Annotated in this window: 17 protein-coding genes; 15 read left to right on the top strand and 2 right to left on the bottom strand. The window is 69.0% G+C overall.

Features of this window, described 5'->3' with window-relative positions; translation table 11 throughout:
* Window positions 1–364: 364 nt before the first annotated feature.
* Window positions 365–2,509: a TonB-dependent siderophore receptor gene (locus AUL33_RS11025; protein WP_062207653.1), complete on the bottom strand. Its 2,145-nt coding sequence runs from the start codon at window positions 2,507–2,509 to the stop codon at window positions 365–367.
* 225 nt (window positions 2,510–2,734) lie between these two features.
* On the opposite strand from AUL33_RS11025, the gene AUL33_RS11020 reads away from it, so the two are divergent.
* The 6 genes from AUL33_RS11020 to AUL33_RS10995 all read left to right on the top strand — a co-directional run bounded on the left by AUL33_RS11020 (window position 2,735) and on the right by AUL33_RS10995 (window position 8,031).
* Entirely contained in the window at window positions 2,735–3,619 is an 885-nt protein-coding gene (locus AUL33_RS11020) for an alpha/beta hydrolase (RefSeq protein WP_156419368.1), read from the top strand.
* 120 nt (window positions 3,620–3,739) lie between these two features.
* Window positions 3,740–4,825 carry a sodium:proton antiporter gene (locus tag AUL33_RS11015; protein ID WP_062207529.1) on the top strand — a complete coding sequence of 362 codons (1,086 nt, stop codon included), beginning with the start codon at window positions 3,740–3,742 and terminating at the stop codon, window positions 4,823–4,825.
* Window positions 4,822–5,289, top strand: coding sequence for a hypothetical protein (locus AUL33_RS22790; RefSeq protein WP_062207527.1), 468 nt, complete (start codon window positions 4,822–4,824; stop codon window positions 5,287–5,289). Before AUL33_RS11015 ends, AUL33_RS22790 begins: the two co-directional genes overlap by 4 nt.
* Window positions 5,290–5,304: 15 nt before the next feature.
* Window positions 5,305–6,558: an FAD-dependent oxidoreductase gene (locus AUL33_RS11005; protein WP_062207525.1), complete on the top strand. Its 1,254-nt coding sequence runs from the start codon at window positions 5,305–5,307 to the stop codon at window positions 6,556–6,558.
* A gap of 189 nt (window positions 6,559–6,747) precedes the next feature.
* Window positions 6,748–6,939 carry a hypothetical protein gene (locus AUL33_RS11000; protein WP_062207523.1) on the top strand — a complete coding sequence of 64 codons (192 nt, stop codon included), beginning with the start codon at window positions 6,748–6,750 and terminating at the stop codon, window positions 6,937–6,939.
* 57 nt (window positions 6,940–6,996) lie between these two features.
* Window positions 6,997–8,031, top strand: a complete 1,035-nt coding sequence (locus AUL33_RS10995; RefSeq protein ID WP_062207521.1) for an LLM class flavin-dependent oxidoreductase — start codon at window positions 6,997–6,999, stop codon at window positions 8,029–8,031.
* A gap of 178 nt (window positions 8,032–8,209) precedes the next feature.
* On the opposite strand, the gene AUL33_RS10990 is transcribed toward AUL33_RS10995, so the two are convergent.
* Entirely contained in the window at window positions 8,210–9,589 is a 1,380-nt protein-coding gene (locus AUL33_RS10990; protein ID WP_062207519.1) for an LLM class flavin-dependent oxidoreductase, read from the bottom strand.
* Window positions 9,590–9,984: 395 nt separating this feature from the next.
* Here AUL33_RS10990 and AUL33_RS10985 point away from each other — a divergent pair, with 395 nt between their 5' ends.
* The 9 genes from AUL33_RS10985 (at window position 9,985) to AUL33_RS10945 (ending at window position 18,962) form a co-directional block, all read left to right on the top strand.
* Entirely contained in the window at window positions 9,985–10,815 is an 831-nt protein-coding gene (locus AUL33_RS10985) for a MetQ/NlpA family ABC transporter substrate-binding protein (protein WP_062207518.1), read from the top strand.
* Between the two features lie 116 nt (window positions 10,816–10,931).
* A complete protein-coding gene (locus tag AUL33_RS10980; RefSeq protein WP_062207649.1) occupies window positions 10,932–12,020 on the top strand; it encodes a methionine ABC transporter ATP-binding protein in 1,089 nt (362 codons plus the stop codon).
* A complete protein-coding gene (locus tag AUL33_RS10975; protein ID WP_062207516.1) occupies window positions 12,001–12,675 on the top strand; it encodes a methionine ABC transporter permease in 675 nt (224 codons plus the stop codon). The genes AUL33_RS10980 and AUL33_RS10975 overlap by 20 nt, the downstream gene beginning before the upstream one ends.
* A gap of 257 nt (window positions 12,676–12,932) precedes the next feature.
* Window positions 12,933–13,895 (top strand): taurine ABC transporter substrate-binding protein, encoded by a 963-nt coding sequence (gene tauA, locus AUL33_RS10970; RefSeq protein ID WP_062207647.1) that lies wholly within the window; start codon window positions 12,933–12,935, stop codon window positions 13,893–13,895.
* 74 nt (window positions 13,896–13,969) lie between these two features.
* On the top strand, window positions 13,970–14,758 hold the full coding sequence (locus AUL33_RS10965) for a taurine ABC transporter ATP-binding protein (RefSeq protein ID WP_062207514.1): 789 nt from the start codon (window positions 13,970–13,972) through the stop codon (window positions 14,756–14,758).
* A complete protein-coding gene (locus tag AUL33_RS10960) occupies window positions 14,755–15,609 on the top strand; it encodes an ABC transporter permease subunit (RefSeq protein ID WP_062207513.1) in 855 nt (284 codons plus the stop codon). Before AUL33_RS10965 ends, AUL33_RS10960 begins: the two co-directional genes overlap by 4 nt.
* A gap of 65 nt (window positions 15,610–15,674) precedes the next feature.
* Window positions 15,675–15,884: a dodecin gene (locus tag AUL33_RS10955; protein WP_062207511.1), complete on the top strand. Its 210-nt coding sequence runs from the start codon at window positions 15,675–15,677 to the stop codon at window positions 15,882–15,884.
* Window positions 15,885–16,221: 337 nt separating this feature from the next.
* Window positions 16,222–17,394, top strand: a complete 1,173-nt coding sequence (ssuD, locus tag AUL33_RS10950) for an FMNH2-dependent alkanesulfonate monooxygenase (protein WP_062207509.1) — start codon at window positions 16,222–16,224, stop codon at window positions 17,392–17,394.
* Window positions 17,395–17,399: 5 nt separating this feature from the next.
* A complete protein-coding gene (locus AUL33_RS10945) occupies window positions 17,400–18,962 on the top strand; it encodes an FAD/NAD(P)-binding protein (protein WP_244492134.1) in 1,563 nt (520 codons plus the stop codon).
* Window positions 18,963–19,018: the final 56 nt, after the last annotated feature.

Here is a 19,018-nt window from a genome sequence, read left to right as displayed (position 1 = left end):
CGGATCGGTGTCGAAAATAGAGTGCGAAAGTTACATTATGGCTAACCGTCCTGTAACGCAGTCCGAAGACTTGATGCAGCGGGGCCTGCTCAGTACCGGTGACGGTCTTGCGCAGTAGACGGATACAACTCAGCGCTGTCATCGGACGCGGAAGCTGCAACGTTAGCGGCGACCACACTATCGTCGCAAGGAACCCGGAACGCGCCAAGGCGACGGCGACGTCTCCATCGCAGTCACCCTGATCGAGGACGTTCCATGGTACCGGCACAAATCCGCACGCCATCGCGTGTCCCTGCGCCGCCGCCCCTCTTTGTCGCGACGGTTGAACGCGCGGCCCGCGATGAACCCACGCAGACCCGATCGATCAGAACCGGTAGCGCAGCGAGCCGATGACGTTGCGGCCCTCGTCGCGGTAGCAGTAGCCGGCCTGGCAGCTGTCGGCGCGCTTGTCGAAGAGGTTCTTGGCGTTGATCTGCGCGCTGACGCCTTCGAACTTGGGATTGGCCTTGCCGAGATCGTAGGACAGCGACGCGTCGATCAGGATGCGCGCGTCGTTCCGGAACGTGTTGGTGTCGTCGCCCCAGCTCTTGCCGAGGTAGCGAACGCCTGCGCCGAAGCCGAGGCCATCGGCCGCACCGCTCTGCACCGTGTAGTCGCTCCAGAGCGAGAACTGGTTCGCGGGAATCCCGGACGGCACCTTGCCGAGATTGTCGCCCTCGATGATCTCCATGTCGAGATAGGTGTAGGCGGCCGTCAGGTTCAGCCCGGCGAGCAGGCTGGTGGTCGCTTCCAGCTCGAAGCCTCGTGATTCCACCTCGCCCCGCTGGATCTGGAAATTCGCGTTGATCGGGTCGCTTGCCAGCACGTTGGTCTGCCGAATGCGGAACAGGGCGGCATTAACCGCCAGATTCAGGTCGCTCGGCGCGTACTTGACGCCAACCTCCTCCTGCTTGCCCTCCGAGGGATCGAAGGCGGCGCCGGTGAAACTGTTGCCGATCACGGGCGCGAACGAGGTCGAATAGCTGACATACGGCGAGATGCCGTTGTCGAAGAGGTAGGACAGGCCGGCCCGCCCCGAGAAGTTCTCGTCGTCCTGCTCCGAAGGGCTGACGCTCAGCTGGTTGAACGCCTTCTGGCTCAGCCAGTCGTAGCGACCGCCGAGCGTCAGCACGACACGGTCGACTTCGATCTGGTCCTGCAGGTAGACGCCCGTCTGGCTCTGCCGGGTCGTGGTGTCGACGAAGTCGAGCGTCGGCGATGGGATCGCCTGCGCTCCGTAGTTCAGGGTCACGAGGTTGAGGTCCGGCGCGACCCCGAGGCCGATCTTGTCGTTGACGTCGACATGGTTGTAGTCGACCCCGCCGAGCAGCGTGTGAACCACCGGACCGGTGTCGAAGCTCACCTGTGCCTGGTTGTCGACGGCGATCGAGTCGAGATCGTCGACGATGCGCCCGGTGGACCGGCTCGCCGTCAGCCCGTCGGCCGAGAGCGCGCCGATCGAGGTGTATTTCACGTCGGCGTCGATATGGGCATAGCGCAGGTTCTGGCGGATCGTCAGCGTGTCGTTGAACCGATGCTCGAACTCGTAGCCGACCCGGCCCTGCTGCTGGTCGAAATCGCCGAAGGCGGGATCGCCGGATTCGAGGTTCGACGGCCGACCGTTCTGGTTGAAATAGGTCGCGTTGCCGCCCGTCGTGATGTCGGCATATTCGCCGAGAATCGTCAGATGCGTGTTGCGGTCGTCGGAGCGCAGCGTCAGCGCCGGGGCAATGAAGGTCCGGTCGTCCGGCACGCTGGCGAGATCGGTGTCGGCGTCGCGCGCGAGCCCGGTAATGCGATAGAGAACGTTGTCGTTGCCGGCCAGCGGACCGGAGGCGTCGAACTGCGCCTGAACCCGGCCGTTGTTGCCGATCTGCGTCTCGATCTCGCGGAACGGCGCGTCGGTCGGGCGCTTGGACGTTAGGTTGACGATGCCGCCGGGCGAGCCGCCGCCGTAGAGAACCGAGCTCGGCCCCTTCAGGACGCTGATCCCCTGCAGCCCGTAGGGCTCGGTCTTGAAGATCGAGAAGTTGCCGGTGAGTTCGCGCAATCCGTCGCGGTAGACGCCGTTGTAGACCACGTCGAAGCCGCGAATGTAGAAGCTGTCGAAGCGCGGGTCGAAGCCGAAGGCGCCGACGCGGACACCCGGCGTGTAGGTCAGCGCCTCCGACAGGCTCTGGACGTTCCGGTCTTCGAGCTGCTGGCGCGTGACCACCGAGATCGACTGCGGCACCTTCTTCAGCGGCGTATCGGTCTTGGTGCCGACATCGGCCGACTTGGCAACATAGCCGTCGGTCTCGAGGCCGCTGCCCTCGCCCTCGCCGGGCGTCGATGCGCCGGCATCGACCGTCACCGTGTCGAGCTCGATCGCATCCTGCGCGCTCGCCGTCACCGGACCGATCACCGTCAGGCACGTGCACCCCAGGAGAGCGACGGCGAAAGCGCGGGAGACGGGGCGGACAGGGGACATCATGGGATCCTTCAGGGGCGCGGCTTGTGACCGGTTGCCCGTCGGTGTAAAAAAACATGATGCTATGAGTCAACAATTCAGTCATGGCTGATCGGCCGTACCACCGGTCTTCGACGACGACGGAATATCCCAAGGAAACAGTCTCTTGAGCGAACGATCGAAGCCTGTCGCCATGCTTGATACCGAAGCGGAACTTACGAATTGCGGCCAAAAGGTCACAGACGCGTGACGGCTGGCTCCTCCGCGATCGAGGGCCTGCCGGCCATCCTGCCGCAGACGCGAACGTTCGATATCGGGACGACGGAGACCGGCCTCTGGCGGCTCTTCGTCCACGTGCCGCCGGGCGAGCCGCCGGCGGCGGGATGGCCGCTCCTCGTGATGACCGACGGCAATGCGATGATCGCGACCGCGATCGACGCGCTGCGCGCCCAGGCCAGCTATCCCAAGGGAACCAATGTCGAGCCGGGCGTCATCGCCGCGATCGGCTATCCCACGGACGAGGCCTATGATCCCTTACGCCGATCCTTCGATCTGTCGCCGCCGCCCGGCCGGACCTATCCGCCGTTCGTCGAAGGCGGCCCGCCCGTCCTGACCGGCGGCGCACGCCCGTTCCTCGATCGGATCGAGGGAGAGGTGCTGGCGGTCCTCGACAGCCTCGCGCCGATCGATCCGGCTCGGCGGACCCTGTTCGGCCACTCCTTCGGCGGCCTGTTCGCGCTCTACGCCCTGTTCTCCGGCAGCACGTCCTTCTCGCGCTACGTCGCCGCCAGCCCGACGATCTATTGGGAGGACGGGGTGCTCGCGGAAAGCGAAGCGCGTTTCGCGGCGCGCGATCGAGACGCCGACGTCGTGATTCACCTGTCGGCCGGCGAGTACGAAGGGGCGACGCTCGCCCCCTTCCAGTACGGGCGCGAGGATACGCAGAAGCGCCTCGACCATGCCAGCCAGGCCCGCACGCTCGAATTCTCACGGGAGATGGCCGCACGCCTCTCGGCGCTGCCCCGCACGCGCGTCCTCTACGAGACCTATGCCGGCGAAACCCACATGACGATGCTTCCCGTCGCCGTGTCCCGCGCGATCCGGACGGCCTTCGAGATCCATCCCGTCTGACCGGGACGTGACGGTTCGCGGAGGCGAGGCCGCATCGCACAGGTCAAGCGACGCCGATCGATGGTCGATGCGGCCGGCGGTTCTACTTGTGGCGTTGCGTCCTCACCGAGCGAGCCCCTGATGATCGTCTTCGAGACCATTCTCGCCATGCTGGCGGTCGGCGTGCTCATGCTCGGGCTGGCGCGGCGATGGCACCTGCCCTACCCCGTGCTCCTGGCGCTGGTCGGGGTCGGCATCGCGGTGGCCCCGTTCGACGTCGAGTTCCATCTGGAGCCGTCCCTCGTGCTGGCCCTCTTCGTGGCGCCGGTGCTGCTGGACGCCGCCTACGACACGTCGCTGCGCGACCTCCAGCGCAACTGGGGCGCCGTGCTCAGCCTCGCGCTGATCGCCGTCGGCTTGACGACCGCCGCGGTGGCTCTCGTCGTGCATCTTCTGGTTCCGACCATCCCCTGGGCGGCCGCCATCGCCATCGGCGCGATCGTGGCACCGCCGGACGCCGTCGCCGCGACGACGGTGCTGCGCGACGTGAAGCTGCCGCACCGCGTCGCCGTGATCCTGCGCAACGAGGCGCTGCTCAACGATGCCTCGACCCTTCTGATCTACCGGCTGGCGCTGGCGGCCGTGGCGTCCGGCGGCGGCATCGGCGCCGAGGTCATCGCACCCGCCTTCCTGCTTTCGCTCGTCGGCAGCGTCGTTGCCGGCCTCGCGCTCGCCTTCGCCGTCGGGTCCGTCACGCGCCGGATCGAGGACGTACCCTCCTCGATCATCTTCCAGTTCGTCTCGACCTTCGGTGTCTGGGTGGCGTCCGAGCGGCTCGGCATGTCGCCGATCCTGACGATCGTGATCTACGCCATGACGCTGGCGCGCATGCCATCCGCCTACCAGACCGCACGGCTGCGCATCCCCTCCTTCGCGGTCTGGGAGACCGCCGTGGTGGTCCTCAACATCCTCGCCTTCCTCCTCATCGGCCTGGAACTCGGGCCGGTGATTGCCGCCGCCCCCGCGAACGAGATCGGGCGCTGGACGATCATCGGCGCGGCGGTCCTCGCCACGGTGATCGGCATCCGCCTCGTGTGGACGCTGGCGGCCGCCTTCTGGAGCCGGCGGCAGATCATGCGAAGCGAGGCGCGGCGCGTCGATGGAAACTCGCTGCCGGACTGGCGGACGGGCCTCATCGTCGGCTGGCCGGAACGCGCGGCATCGTGACGATCGCCACCGCCCTCGCTTTGCCCGCCGACTTCCCGGAGCGGGGCATGCTGCTCTTCTGCGCCTTCACCGTGACCCTCGGCACGCTCGTGATCCAGGGCCTGACGCTGCGCCCGCTGGTGATGGCACTGCATCTCGAGGAGGTCGATCCGGTGGCGCGCGAGATTCGGCAGGCGCGCATCGCGACGGCGGAGGCCGGGTTCACGGCGGTCAAAGACGACGCCACCGCGGGCGGCGCGGTCCTTCGCGAAGAGCTGGCGTTCGAGCGGCGGGTGGCGCAGGAGGCGACCGAGGGCGACGGGCGTCCGACCCCGCCGGAAAAGGCACTGCGGGCGAAGGCGCTGGCCGCGCGCCGCGCGCGCCTTCTCGACCTTCGGCGGGACGGCACGATCGGCGACGACGCGTTTCACCTCGTGGAAGAAGAACTCGACCTTGCCGACCTCGCCACCGCGACACGAACTTGAAAGACCGCCCTTCGCATGACCCATGACGTCGACTTCCTCATCATCGGGGGCGGGGCCGCCGGCATCGGCGCGGCGCGGCGCCTGTCCACCCTCGGCGCGTCCCCGCTCCTGCTGGAGGCCATGGACCGCATCGGCGGCCGGGCCGAGACCCTGCGGCTGCACGGCCACGCGCTCGATCTCGGCTGCGGCTGGCTGCACTCCGCCGGCCGGAACGCCTGGACCAAGATCGCCGAGGAGGCGGGCTACGCGCTCGATCGCCGCGCCCCCGCCTGGGGCCGGCAATATCGCGATCTCGGATTTCCGCCCGCTGAGCGGGACGCGGCGACGGCGGCTATCGCGCGCTGGTACGAGCGGCTCGCCGATGACCCGCCCGCCAGTGACCGGGCGAGCGACGCGATGGAGGCGGGCGGCGAGTGGAACGCCTTCATCGAGGCCCGCGCCGGTTTCATCAGCGGCTTCAGCCCCGAGCGGATCTCGGTCGAGGACTACGTCGCCTACGACGATGCGGCGACGGACGAGAACTGGCGGGTCGTCGCCGGCTACGGCACGCTCGTCGCTGCCAGCCTGCCGCCGTTGCTGAGCGTGCGCACGGGAACCGCAGTCCGGCGTCTCGACATCGAGCGCGAGGGCGTGAGGGTCGTCACCGATGCCGGAACGATCCGCGCCCGCACGGTCATCCTCACGGTCTCGACCGATATCCTCGCCGGCAACACCATCGCGATGCCCGCCGCGCTCGATCCCTGGCGCGATGCTGCGGCCCTGCTGCCGCTCGGGCGCAACGAGAAGGTGTTTCTCGAAATCGTCGGCGACGCGCCCTTCGAGGACGAGACGCATGTGGTCGGCGATCCGCGGAGCCGGACGACCGGGAGCTACTTCATCCGCCCGCTCGGAGCGCCCGTCATCGAGTGCTTCCTCGGCGGGGACGGTGCGCGCGTTCTAGACGAGGGCCCGAAGGCCGGCTTCGACATGGCGCTCGGTGAACTCGTCCGGCTCTTCGGCTCGCAGGTGAACCGCTGCCTGCGGCCGCTCGCGGCCACCCACTGGAGCGGGATGGCGACGATCGGCGGCGCCTACAGCTGTGCCCTCCCCGGCCACGCCCGCGCCCGCGCCGATCTCGCCCGAGCGTTCGAGGATCGCGTCTTCTTCGCCGGCGAGGCGACGAGCCGATCCGACTTCTCGACCGCCCACGGCGCCCACGACAGCGGCGTGCGCGCCGCCGACGAAGCCTTCCGGGCTCTGGCGGGGCCGCGTGTGCGGCAGGGAGCCTGACTTCGAAAACGCCTCGCGAGGCAGACCGCCCGGTGCCGCCGCTGGAGCCGCCGATCCGGCCTGTCGGGTCGCTCATCGAACGATCGGCCGTCACGGGCTCGTCGGCGAGCGAATCTGTGGATCGGGTCATCGGCCCGCTGCCGCAGGCGCCGCTTACGGGCATGATGATCCTGCGAATCGGAGGATGACATGGGCGAAGCGGCGCGGATCAGGATCGGGCAGGACGACATCGAAGGCGCGCTCGACCGCGCGATCCTCGAGGCGGGCGGAGACCTGCGGGGTGCGCTGCGCGCGATGGCGCTTCGGCAGATCGACCTCGAGCACAGGCTGGCGACGACGGTCAGCGCGGGCTATGTCCGGCGCGGGCCCGCCGTCGGCTGAGGCCCACGCCGGACGCCGCGCATCGTCGCGGGGGCCTGAGCCCAGGGGAGCTTTCTGATGGCCAACACGATCGAACTCGGGCTCGACACGTTCGGCGACGTGACCTCCGGCTTGGACGGCGCGCTCCTTCCGCACGCCGAGGTCTTGCGCAACGTCGTCGCCGAGGCGGTGTTGGCCGATGAACTCGGCGTCGACTTCATCGGCATCGGCGAGCACCATCGCGAGGATTTCGCGGTGTCGTCGCCCGAGGTGCTGCTGGCGGCGATCGCCGCCCGCACGACGCGGATCCGGCTCGGATCGGCGGTGACGGTGTTGAGCTCCGACGATCCGATCCGCGTCTTCCAGCGCTTCGCGACGCTCGATGCCGTCTCGAACGGCCGGGCGGAGGTGATCCTCGGACGGGGGTCCTTTACCGAGTCCTTTCCGCTCTTCGGCTTCGATCTCGGCCAGTACGAAGCGCTCTTCGAGGACAAGCTGGACCTCTTTTCGGCGCTACTGGCCGGCGGTGCCGTGACGTGGCAGGGCACGACCCGGCCGCCGCTGCGCGACCAGCGCGTGTTCCCGCCAATCGAGACCGGACGACTGAAGACCTGGATCGGGGTCGGCGGCAGCCCGGAATCGGTGGTGCGCGCGGCGCGCTACGATCTGCCGATGATGCTCGCGATCATCGGTGGCGACCCGTCCCGGTTCCGACCCTATGTCGATCTCTACAAGCGCGCCTTCGCCCAGCTCGGCCGGCCGCTGCAGCCGATCGGCGTCCATTCGCCGGGCTACGTCGCCGACACCGACGAGGCGGCCCGCGCCGAACTCTGGCCGGACTACAAGCGGATGCGCGACCGGATCGGCGCCGAGCGCGGCTGGCCAGCGATGGGCCGCGACGAGTTCGAGAGCGAGGCCGACCACGGCTCGCTCTATGTCGGCTCGCCCGAGACCGTCGCCCGCAAGATCGCCGCCACCGCCAAGGCGCTGGATCTCTCCCGCTTCGACCTGAAATACAGCGCGGGACCGCTGCCCCACGACAAGCTGATGCGCTGCATCGAGCTCTACGGGACGAAGGTGATGCCGCTGGTCCGGGAGATGCTGGGGTCCTGAGCCCCCAGCCACCTCCAACCTCTTCACGGCGGGGGGCGCGTCGTACCGAGTACGGCGGTCAAACGCTCGAACAACGGCAACGCGATCTCGAGCCGTCCCGATCCTTCCAGAACGTTTCAAGGCTCGATACCGGGCGGGATGCCCTCGCCCGCCAGGCTGACCGTGCGAGTTGCGCAAGCTACTTCGCGGCACCGAGGCCAAAATGCGCGCGTCGCTTCGAGCCGGCATGGCGCGGCGACAGCCGGTCGCCTTCACCGAAAAGCCGATGGCGCAGGGTGCGCTCGCCATAGGCGGTCTTGTAGAGGCCGCGCTTCTGGAGGGCGGGCACCACCAGCCGCACGAAATCCTCCCAGCACTCCGGCACCACCGTGCGCGTCAGGTTGAAGCCGTCGATCTCGCCCTCGGCCTGCCAGCGGCCCAGTTCGGCCGCCACCGTGTCGCCGCTGCCGACGATGAGCGGGTAGCGCCCGCCGAGCGCCAGCTGTGCCAGAAGCTGGCGCTTCGTCAGCCCCCGCTGGCGGGCGAGCGCGGTGGTCGACTGGATGGCGTTGGTCGGCCCGTAGGCGATCTCGTCGTCGAGCCCGTAGGCGGAAAAATCGATGCCGCTGCCGGCGGCGAAATGCGCGAGCCCCGCTTCCGGGTTCGCATGGCGCACATACTCCTCGAGTCTCGCTTCCGCCAGCACGTCGGTCTCGCCGGTCACGACGCTGATGCCGACGAGGATGCGGATGTCGTCGGGACGTCGCCCGGCCGCCACCACCGCCTCGCGCAGCTGGCGCGACACCTTGCGGGCGGTGTCCGTGTCGCCAGCCGAGATGAAGACGCATTCGGCATGGTCCGCCGCGAAACGCTGGCCGCGCCCCGAGGTGCCCGCCTGGAAGAGAACGGGCGTTCGTTGCGGCGACGGTTCGCTGAGATGGTATCCGCGGGACTGGTAGAACGGGCCGTCATGATGGATCTCGTGGATCCCGGCGGGGTCGGCATAGACCCGCGCGTCGCGGTCGCGGCGCACGGCATCGTCGTCCCAGCTCGTCTCCCAGAGCTTGTAGAGGAGGGCGAGATAGTCGTCGGCGCGGTCGTATCGCGCATCGTGCTCGGCCATCGCCGACTTGCCGACGGCGCGCGCGGCGCTGTCGAGATAGCCGGTGACGATGTTCCAGCCGATCCGGCCATCCGTCAGGTGGTCGAGCGTCGAGACGCGGCGCGCGAACGTATAGGGATGCTCCACCGCCGTGTTGACGGTGACGCCGAAGCCGAGATGGCGCGTCACCGCCGCCATGGCCGGCACGAGCAGCGTCGGGTCGTTCACCGGAAGCTGGATGCTCTCGCGCGCCGTCAGGTCGATGGCGCCACCATAGACGTCGTAGACGCCGACGATGTCGGCGATGAACACGGCATCGAACAGCCCGGCCTCGAGGGTGGTGGCGAGCTGCGTCCAGTGATCGAGGCGGGTGTAGTCGTGCGAGCGGTCGCGCGGATGCGTCCAGAGACCGTGATTGATGTGGCCGACGCAGTTCATCGTGAAGGCGTTGAGGAGGATTTCACGGGGCTGCCTCATGCCAAGTCCTTCCAATCGCGCCGCAGCGCGGCGGGCGTTTCGCCCGTCGGATGATAGTGCCCGACCACTTGGTGTTTCCAGCGGACGGGATCGTGCGGCCTGCGATGGCGGCCGAGGCTCTCGCGGACTCCGCGCGCTTCGCCCGACCGCATCGACCGCGCGGCTCGGCCGCAGCCGTGGAATGGGAATGCGCGCGGGACGCCCGATGGTATCGTCGGCAGGATAATCGCTCCCCTCTGCGCGCATTCACAGATAAGATTTTCTACCCACGTCGCCATCAAAGCCGCCGCCGATCTGTCCATGAGTTTGATAGACGATATCCTGAGAACGCTCGCGCCGAATGCATCTCCTCGTCGCCGGCTTAAGCGTTGCTTCAATCCGTAAGGACACTCGACATGACCCGGATCTTCACGACCTCCCCTGCCGCCAGCCGACGGGCGGTCCTCGCGATGATGATGGCGACGGCGTCCGTGGCGGGTCTGTCGGTCGCGGCGCACGCTGAGGACAAGAGCGTCAAGGTCGGCATCATGAGCGGCGAGGACGAGGATGTCTGGAAGGTCGTCACCGCCGAGGCGGCGAAGGCGGGCCTCGACGTCGAGACCGTCGTCTTCAACGACTACACCCAGCCGAATGAGGCGCTGGAGCGCGGTGACATCGACGCCAACGCCTTTCAGCACAAGCCCTATCTCGACGCACAGGTGAAGACGCAGGGCTACAAGATCGTGCCCGCCGGCTACACCGCCGTCTGGCCGATCGGCCTCTATTCGCGCAAGGCCGGCAGCGTCGCCGAGCTCGGAGACGGCGCCGTCGTCGGCGTGCCCAACGACCCCTCCAACGAGGGCCGCGCGCTGAAGCTTCTGGAGGCGCAGGGCCTCATTAAGCTGAAGGCGGGCACCGGCATTCTGGCGACCCCGGCCGACATCGCTGAGAACCCCAGGCAGATCGAGATCAAGGAACTCGATGCCGGCATTATCGGGCGCTCCGTCGACGATCTCGATGCGGCGGTGGTCAACACCGACTGGGCGCTGAAGAGCGGCCTCACGGCCGACAAGGACCGGATCGCGCAGGAGGCGGTGGCGGACAATCCCTACCGCAACTTCATCGCGGTGCGTGCCGGCGACGAAAGCCAGCCCTGGGTGAAGACGCTGGTCGAGGCCTATCAGAATCCGGTCGTGAAGGCCGAGTTCGACCGCGTCTACAAGGGCACCGGCATCGCCGCCTACTGACGCCACCGGCGTTTCCCATCGTCCTTGTCCAGTGCAGGCGGCCCGCCGATGTCGGGTCGCCTGCGCGGTCGTTCGGAGGCGGTCAGCGATCCCGCCGAAAACCCTTGCGGATGTCCATGAACCAACTCGCGCCCCCGACCTCCTTCCAGACCGACGCACCCGGCGCGGCGCGCGACGTCATCGTGCGGCTCGACGGCGTGTCCCGGCGCTTCGGCACCGTGCCTGCGCTCGACGGGATCTCGCTGGAGGTGCGGCGCGGCGAGATTGTCGGCATCATCGGGCGCAGCGGCGCCGGCAAGTCGACGCTGATCCGCTGCCTCAACGGGCTGGAGCGGCCCGATGCCGGCCGGGTCGAGATCGAGGGTACCGACATCTCCGCGCTCGGTGAGCGGGCGCTGCAGCCGCTGCGGCGTCGCGTCGGCATGGTGTTCCAGCACTTCAACCTGCTTTCGGCTAAGACGGTCGAGGAGAACGTCGCGCTGCCCCTGAAGATCGAGGGGCTCGGCGCCACCGAGCGCCGCCGGCGGGCCGGCGAACTCCTCGACCTCGTGGGTCTCGCCGACAAGGCCGGGGCCTACCCGTCCGAACTGTCGGGCGGCCAGAAGCAACGCGTCGGCATCGCACGCGCGCTCGCGGCCCGCCCGGCGCTGCTGCTCTGCGACGAGGCCACCTCGGCGCTCGATCCCGAGACGACCCGCTCGATCCTGGCGCTTCTGAAGGAGATCAACGCCCGGCTCGGCCTCACCATCCTCCTCGTCACCCACGAGATGGAGGTCGTGCGCGCCATCGGGGACCGCGTCGCCGTGATCGACCGCGGGCGGATCGTCGAGGAAGGTCCGGTCTGGCAGGTCTTCGCCGCGCCCGAGGCCGACACGACCCGCAGCCTGCTCGGCGGCCTTCGCCCCGGCCTGCCCGCCCATATTACAGCACGATTGACCGAGGAGTCCGAAGAGCTCGCGGTGCTGCGCATCGACGCCACGGGCGCGGCGGCCCGCCGCCCGCTCCTCGACGATCTCGCGGCCGCCGCCGGGGTGTCGGTCCGCCTGCTGCAGGGCGGGATCGACCATATCGGCGACCAGCCCGTCGCGACGTTCTTCGTCGCGCTGGAGGCCGGCGAGCCGCAGGCGCTCGACGCCGCCCTCTCCACTCTTCGCGCCTCCGGCGCGCTCGTCGAACGGCTTGGCCATGTCCCGCACGATGTTTGATCTCTTCCTCGCCTCGGTCTGGGAGACCGTCCTGATGACGCTTGCCTCGGGCGTCATCTCGCTCGCCGCCGGCCTTCCGCTCGGCCTTGCGCTCGTCGCCACCGCGCCCGGCAGCTTCGCCGAGAACCGCTGGGTCAACCGCGTGCTCGGCGCGCTCGTCAACGCCTTCCGCTCGGTGCCCTTCATCATCCTCCTCGTCGCACTCATCCCACTGACGCGCCTCATCGTCGGCACCTCGATCGGCACGATGGCCGCGATCGTGCCGCTCTCGATCGCGGCGACGCCCTACTTCGCGCGGATCGCGGAGGTCTCGCTGCGCGAGGTCGATCCCGGCCTCATCGAGGCCGTCCGCTCGATGGGCGGCAGCCGCTGGCATCTCGTGCGCGAGGTTCTGGTGCCGGAAGCCCTGCCCGGCCTCGTCGCCGGCTTCACGGTGACGCTGGTGACGCTCGTCGGCGCCTCCGCCATGGCCGGCGCGATCGGCGCCGGCGGGCTCGGCGACCTCGCCATCCGCTACGGCTACCAGCGGTTCGAGACCGGCATCATGCTGGCGGTCGTCGCGGTCCTCGTCGTTCTCGTCTGCGGCATGCAGTGGATCGGCGACCGCATCACCGCCCGCCTCGACCGTCGCATCCCGCGCAGCGCATCCCGCTGAAGAAGGCGACCCTTCACGGAGGCGCCGATCCGTCGGGTTGATCGTCGTAGCATCGCAAAGAACAACCCGCCAACAGTCTATTAAATAGATGGATTTTTCTCGCCGTCCTTCGTGCGGCGGCGCATCCTCTCCCCACTGCCGCCCGAGTTGAGCGGCGCCACACGGCTGGAGCGTCCCGGGGGGACACGAGCCTTCGAGGGGGATGCCCGATGAGAAGAACCAAGCTGTTTCTCGCCGCGGTGCTGGGGTCGGTCGCGATGGTCGGCGCCTTCGGGGCACAGGCCGCCGACAAGAAGGTCACCGTCGCCTACCAGACCGACGCGCTGCCCTCGTCGGTCGCGATCGCCGACGGCGCGTTCGTCAAGGCGACCGGCTACGAGATCGACTTCCGCAAGTTCAATTCGGGCGCCGAGATCTTCGCCGCGCTCGCCTCCGGCGACGTGCAGGTCGGCTATGTCGGCTCCAGTCCCTTCGCCGCCGCGACCTCCCGCGGCCTCGACGTGCGCGCCTTCCAGCTCGCCTCGATCTCGGGAACCGACGAGGCGCTCGTCGTGCGCGATGGCTCGGGAATCGAGACGCTCGCCGACCTCAAGGGCAAGAAGCTCGCAGCAGCGCCGGTCTCCACCGACCACTACCAGCTTCTCGCCCTCATCAAGAGCCTCGGCCTCAGCGAGTCCGATGTCGAGGTCTTCGCCATTCCCCAGCCGGAGATCGTCGCGGCCTACAGTCGCGGCGATCTCGACGGCGGCTTCGTCTGGGATCCCGCGCTCAGCGAGCTGAAGAAGACCGGCAAGGTGCTGATCACCTCGAAGGAGGTCGCAGAGAAGGGCTCGCCGACCTTCTCGGCCTGGGTCGCCGCCGGCGCCTTCGCGGACGAGAACCCCGACTTCCTCAAAAGCTTCTCCGGCGTCGCGAACGCCTCCTACGCCTCCTTCGCCGAGCATCCCGAGCTCTGGGGTCCCGACAGCGAGAACGCCAAGGTGCTGGCGACATTCCTCGGCGGCACCCCGGAGCAGCAGGCGGCGGCGCTGAAGAACCTCAACCTTCTGCCCCCGCAGACGCAGGCCTCCGCCGCCTGGCTCGGCGGCGGCGAGGCTTCGGGCGCAGCCAGAATCCTCAAGGACACCGCCCAGTTCCTGAAGGACCAGGGCAAGATCTCGCGCGTCCTCGACAGCTACGCCGCGTTCGTGACGCCCAGCGCGGTGGCGCTGACGAACTGACGCGGCTCGGGCGGGCCGCGCTGCTCCTCCCCCATCGCGGCCCGCTCTTTTCCCCTTCGACAGGAACCCGACACGTGCTGAAGGTCGATCACGTCACCATCCATTTCGAGGGCCGCGACGGACGGGCGGTTCATGCGCTCGACCGCGTCTCGCTCGACATTCCAGAGCGCGGCTTCGTCGTGGCGCTCGGCGCCTCGGGCTGCGGCAAGTCGAGCCTCCTCAACGCCATCGCCGGCTTCCTGCCGGTGTCGGAGGGCTCGATCACGCTCAACGGGCGGCCCGTCGAGGGCCCCGGCGCCGACCGGGGCGTCGTGTTCCAGAAGGACACCCTCCTCCCCTGGGCGTCGGTGATCGACAATGTCGCCCTCGGCCTCAAATTCGCGGGGGTCGGCCGGACCGAGCGGCGCGAGCGGGCGCAAGAGTTGCTGCGCCTCGTCGGCCTCGAGGATTTCGGCGCGGCCCATCCGCACGAACTCTCCGGCGGCATGCGCCAGCGCGTCGGCATCGCCCGTGCGCTGGCGACCGACCCCGCGATCCTCCTGATGGACGAGCCCTTCGGCGCGCTCGACAGCCTGACGCGAGAAACCATGCAGGAACTCCTCGTGCGGATCTGGGACCGCACGGGCAAGCGGATCTTCTTCATCACCCATTCGATCGAGGAGGCGCTGCTGCTCGGCACCGAGGTCGTGGTCATGTCGCCCCGCCCCGGCCGGATCATCGCGCGCTACCGAACCGACTTCGTCGAGAGCTTCGTACGCGATGGCCAGGCGCACGCGATCCTCGCGCGGCCCGACTTCACGGCGCTGGCGGACGAGATCCGCGGCCTCATCCACCGCCCCGAAGCCCGGAGCCTTGCGGCATGAGCGACCTCGCCGAGCGATCCCTTGCCGCCGTCCCGGCCTCCGCCGCCCCGCCCCGGCTCGTGCGCCCGCACGGGTTCGGCGCCGAGGGGCGCCCGACGAAGGCGATCAGCCTCGTCACGGCGTTCGCGATCGTCGCCTCGTGGTGGCTGGTGTCGCGTCTCGGCCTCGTCTCGCCGCTGTTCCTGCCGAGTCCGGCGGAGGTGGCGGACCAGTTCGTGCGGATCACCGCCGAGGGCTATGCCGGCGCCTCGCTCTGGAGCCATGTCTCGGCCAGCCTGACGCGCATCGTCACCGCGGCGCTGATCGCCTGTTCGCTCGGCATCCCCGTCGGCCTGCTGATGGGCCTCAACCGCTGGGCCAAGGGCGTCTTCGACGTGCCGATCGAGTTCTACTGGCCGCTGCCGCCGCTCGCCTACCTGCCGCTGATGATCATCTGGCTCGGCATCGGCGAGACCTCGAAGATCACGCTTCTCGTGCTCGCCATGTTCGCGCCGATCTGCCTGTCGGCGCAGGCCGGCGTGCGCTCGCTGCCGCTGGAGCGTGTCAACGGCGCGCTGACGCTCGGCGCCAGCCGGCGCCAGCTCTTCCTCGACATCGTCCTGCCCTCCGCCCTGCCCGAGATCCTGACGGGCATCCGCATCGCGCTCGGCGTCGGCTGGAGCACGCTGGTGGCGGCCGAACTGATCGCAGCCAATCGCGGCATCGGCTACATGGTCATGTCCGCCTCGCACTTCCTGGCCACCGACGTCGTCTTCGTCGGCATCGCCATCATCGCGGCCCTCGCCTTCGCCTTCACCCTGTCGATGCGCTTCCTCGAGCGCACGTTCGTTCCCTGGCGCGGCAAGAACTGACCGCCGCATCAGCCCCCTGTCTCCCCATCCGCCAAGACCCTCGGCACCCTCGCAAGGACACCGGAATGTCGGAGCATACCTACAAGATCGTCGAAGTCGTCGGATCCTCCCCGACCTCCATCGAGGAGGCCATCGGCAACGCGGTCGGCGACGCCTCGAAGACCATCCGCAACATCCGCTGGTTCGAGGTGGTCGAGACGCGCGGGCATATCGAGGAAGGCCGCGTCGCCCACTACCAGGTGACGCTGAAGCTCGGCTTTACGCTCGAAGCATGAACGACCTTGCCATTTCGGTGCTGCCGGCCCGCGACCGGACCTTTGTCATCAAACGCACCCGGCGACGCGACCCATGGCGGATGGAATGGCTTCACGGCGCATTTCGGACAACGGCGCTTGGCCCTGACCAGGCTCGGCGACCTCCATAGTCCTTTCCGCGCGCCATTCGCCTGCGAACCGTGAGCGCCAATCCCGCGCCCCCGGAGAAACGCAATTCCCGATCAGTCTAGTTTTATAGTGGAATAATCTTTTCGGTCCGGCCCCCCTCGGCCTAGAGTGGCGCTCGATCGGGCGGTTCGATGCCGTCCGCATGGCTTCCCTTCGAAAGAGGACCGCGATGTCGACCGAGATTCCTGAGAAGCTCAACGTCCTCTGGTTCCTGCCGACGCATGGGGACAGCCGCTATCTCGGCACGGTCGAGGGCGGGCGGGCCGTCGACCTGCCCTATCTCCAGCAGGTCGCGCAGGCCGCCGACAGTCTCGGCTATTACGGCGTGCTGCTGCCGACCGGGCGAAGCTGCGAGGACTCGTGGGTGGTCGCCTCCGCGCTGGTGCCGCTCACCAAACAGTTGCGCTTCCTCGTCGCCGTGCGCCCCGGGCTCCAGTCGCCGACGCTCGCCGCCCGGATGACCGCGACGCTCGATCGCATCTCGCATGGGCGCCTGCTCATCAACGTCGTCACCGGCGGCGATCCCGTCGAGAACAAGGGCGACGGCATCTTCCTCAGCCATGCCGAGCGCTACGAGGTGACGCGCGAGTTCCTCGATATCTACAAGGCGGTGCTGGCCGGCGAGACCGTGGCCTACAAGGGACAGCATTTCGAGATCGAGGACGGGCGCCTGCTCTTCCCGCCGGTGCAGACGCCGCACCCGCCGCTCTATTTCGGCGGCTCGTCGGAGGCCGCCAATGAGGTCGCCGCCGCGCAGGTCGACAAGTATCTCACTTGGGGCGAGCCCCCGGCGCAGGTGGCCGAGAAGCTCGACGTCATCCGCCGCCTCGCCGACGCCCGTGGCCGCACGGTGAGCTTCGGCATCCGCCTGCACGTCATCGTCCGCGAGACCAACGCCAAGGCTTGGGAGGCGGCCGAGGAGCTGATCAGCCGGCTCGACGACCAGACCATCGCCGACGCACAGAAGGTCTTCGCGCGCATGGATTCGGTCGGCCAGTCTCGCATGAGCAGCCTGCATGGCGGACGGCGCGACAAGCTGGAGGTCAGTCCCAACCTGTGGGCCGGTGTCGGCCTCGTGCGCGGCGGCGCGGGTACGGCGCTCGTGGGCGATGCCGAAACCGTCGCCGAGCGCATCGACGAGTATCGCCGCCTCGGCATCGACAGCTTCATCCTCTCCGGCTACCCGCATCTCGAAGAGGCCTACCGCTTCGGCGAACTCGTGCTGCCGCACCTGCCGCTGACGCAGCCGCTGCCCTCGCAGGCCCGCTCCGTCAACACCGGACCCTTCGGCGAATCCATCGCCGGCGACCGGCGGCCGGCCGTGAGGGCCAGCCAGTCTTGACGCTGGTGCGCGACGCCGCCCGCAGGACGGTCGTCATCGTCGGCGGCGGCTGTTCGGGGGCCGTGGTCGCCCATCGTCTGGCAAGCGCGCCGGGCGCCGACGATGTCGTCGTCGTCGTCGTCGAGCCGCGGCCGGAGATCGGGCCGGGCCTCGCGTATTCGACGCAGGAGGCCGCGCACCGGATCAACGTCCCGGCCTCGAAGATGAGCCTCTTCTCGGATGATCTGGAGGACTTCACCCGCTGGCTCGCCACCGCCGACCTCCCCGGCGCCGACGCGCTCGACGCGAACGGAGATGCCTATCCGCGCCGCGCCGTCTTCGGACGCTATCTGGCGGAGCGCATGGCGCCGCTGGTGCGGTCCGGCGCCATACGCCATGAGCGCCAGCGCGCCGAAACGATCTCTCGGCAGCGGGACGGTGGGTTCGACGTCCGGCTCGAAGATGGCGGCACGCTCGGCGCCGACATCGTCGTGATCGCGACCACCCATCCGCCGCCGGCCGTGCCGCAGGCGCTGGCACCGCTCGTCGGCCAGCCCGGCTTCATTCCCGACGTCTATGTCGCTGGCGCCCTCGACGCCGTGCGGCCGACGGACCGGGTGCTGATCGTCGGCAACGGCCTGACGGCGGCCGACGTCGTCGCCGCGCTGGACGGGCGCGGACATGTCGGCGGGATCACCAGCCTGTCCCGGCAGGGTCTTCGCTCGCGCGGCCATGCAGGAATGGCGCAGGAGCCGATCGGCGATTTCACGACCGCACCGGAGACGAGCGCCCTCGCCCTCCTGCGCCGGATCCGGCGCACGGTGCGGGCGGCGGAGGCCGTCGGGGCCAGCTGGCATTTCGTGCTCGACGCCGTGCGCAACCAGGGACCGGAGATCTGGCAGGCGCTGCCGGTCTCGCAGCGTCGCAAGGTCGTGCGCCGGCTGCGCAGCGTCTGGGACGTTCACCGCTTCCGCATCGCGCCGCAGGTGGAGGCGGTGCTGGAGCGCCGGTCGCGCGAGGGCCGCTATCGCTCCCTCGCCGCCTCGCTCGAGGGGGCGCGGCCGACCTCAGACGGGCTCGAGGTCGCGATGCGGCCACGCGGCTCGGGCGCGATCCACACCGCGCTCTTCGACGTGGTCGTCAACACCACCGGCCCCGCGCATCGCAGCGTCGTCGAGCGGGCACCGTTGCGCAGCCTGTTCGAGGCCGGGCTGGTCGGTCTCGACGAGGTCGGCCTCGGCCTCGCCGTCGCCCTCGACGGGCGCACGCTCGACAAGGCCGGCGATCCCGTCGCGGGTCTCTACGTCGCCGGGCCGCTTGCCCGTGGGACAGTCGGCGAACTCATGGGCCTCTACGAGGTCGCAAACCATGCCGTCGCGGTGGCCGACGCGGTTCGCGAGGCGGCGGGCGAGGTGTCGGTTTCGCCCGCCGAGGTTCGGACCAAGGTTGCCGCCGCCCCCCCGGATGCGCACGGAGAACCCGAAGGCGGTTCTCGACGCCTGATCGACCTGGTCACGCCGCTCGCGAACGCCAAGCCGCGTCGGCTGCCGGCATCGGTTGTCGTTCCAGGGACTGCGCCAGACGCCTGAGCCGATTGACGTCGTCGACTGAGACCAGCGTTCGGCCCGGACAGCAAGCACCGCTT

Source organism: Aureimonas sp. AU12 (assembly GCF_001463705.1).
GTDB lineage: Bacteria > Pseudomonadota > Alphaproteobacteria > Rhizobiales > Rhizobiaceae > Aureimonas.
The sequence above is the reverse complement of the archived record's forward strand: the minus strand, read 5'-3'. Positions and strand labels throughout refer to the sequence as shown.

Bases quoted from the DNA above. Each gene is read 5' to 3' on its own strand.
- AUL33_RS11025 (WP_062207653.1), bottom strand. From the start codon at position 2,509: ATGTCCCCTGTCCGCCCCGTCTCCCGCGCTTTCGCCGTCGCTCTCCTG.
- AUL33_RS11015 (WP_062207529.1), top strand. From the start codon at position 3,740: ATGATCGTCTTCGAGACCATTCTCGCCATGCTGGCGGTCGGCGTGCTC.
- AUL33_RS11005 (WP_062207525.1), top strand. From the start codon at position 5,305: ATGACCCATGACGTCGACTTCCTCATCATCGGGGGCGGGGCCGCCGGC.
- AUL33_RS11000 (WP_062207523.1), top strand. From the start codon at position 6,748: ATGGGCGAAGCGGCGCGGATCAGGATCGGGCAGGACGACATCGAAGGC.
- AUL33_RS10995 (WP_062207521.1), top strand. From the start codon at position 6,997: ATGGCCAACACGATCGAACTCGGGCTCGACACGTTCGGCGACGTGACC.
- AUL33_RS10990 (WP_062207519.1), bottom strand. From the start codon at position 9,589: ATGAGGCAGCCCCGTGAAATCCTCCTCAACGCCTTCACGATGAACTGC.
- AUL33_RS10985 (WP_062207518.1), top strand. From the start codon at position 9,985: ATGACCCGGATCTTCACGACCTCCCCTGCCGCCAGCCGACGGGCGGTC.
- AUL33_RS10980 (WP_062207649.1), top strand. From the start codon at position 10,932: ATGAACCAACTCGCGCCCCCGACCTCCTTCCAGACCGACGCACCCGGC.
- AUL33_RS10975 (WP_062207516.1), top strand. From the start codon at position 12,001: ATGTCCCGCACGATGTTTGATCTCTTCCTCGCCTCGGTCTGGGAGACC.
- tauA (WP_062207647.1), top strand. From the start codon at position 12,933: ATGGTCGGCGCCTTCGGGGCACAGGCCGCCGACAAGAAGGTCACCGTC.
- AUL33_RS10960 (WP_062207513.1), top strand. From the start codon at position 14,755: ATGAGCGACCTCGCCGAGCGATCCCTTGCCGCCGTCCCGGCCTCCGCC.
- AUL33_RS10955 (WP_062207511.1), top strand. From the start codon at position 15,675: ATGTCGGAGCATACCTACAAGATCGTCGAAGTCGTCGGATCCTCCCCG.
- ssuD (WP_062207509.1), top strand. From the start codon at position 16,222: ATGTCGACCGAGATTCCTGAGAAGCTCAACGTCCTCTGGTTCCTGCCG.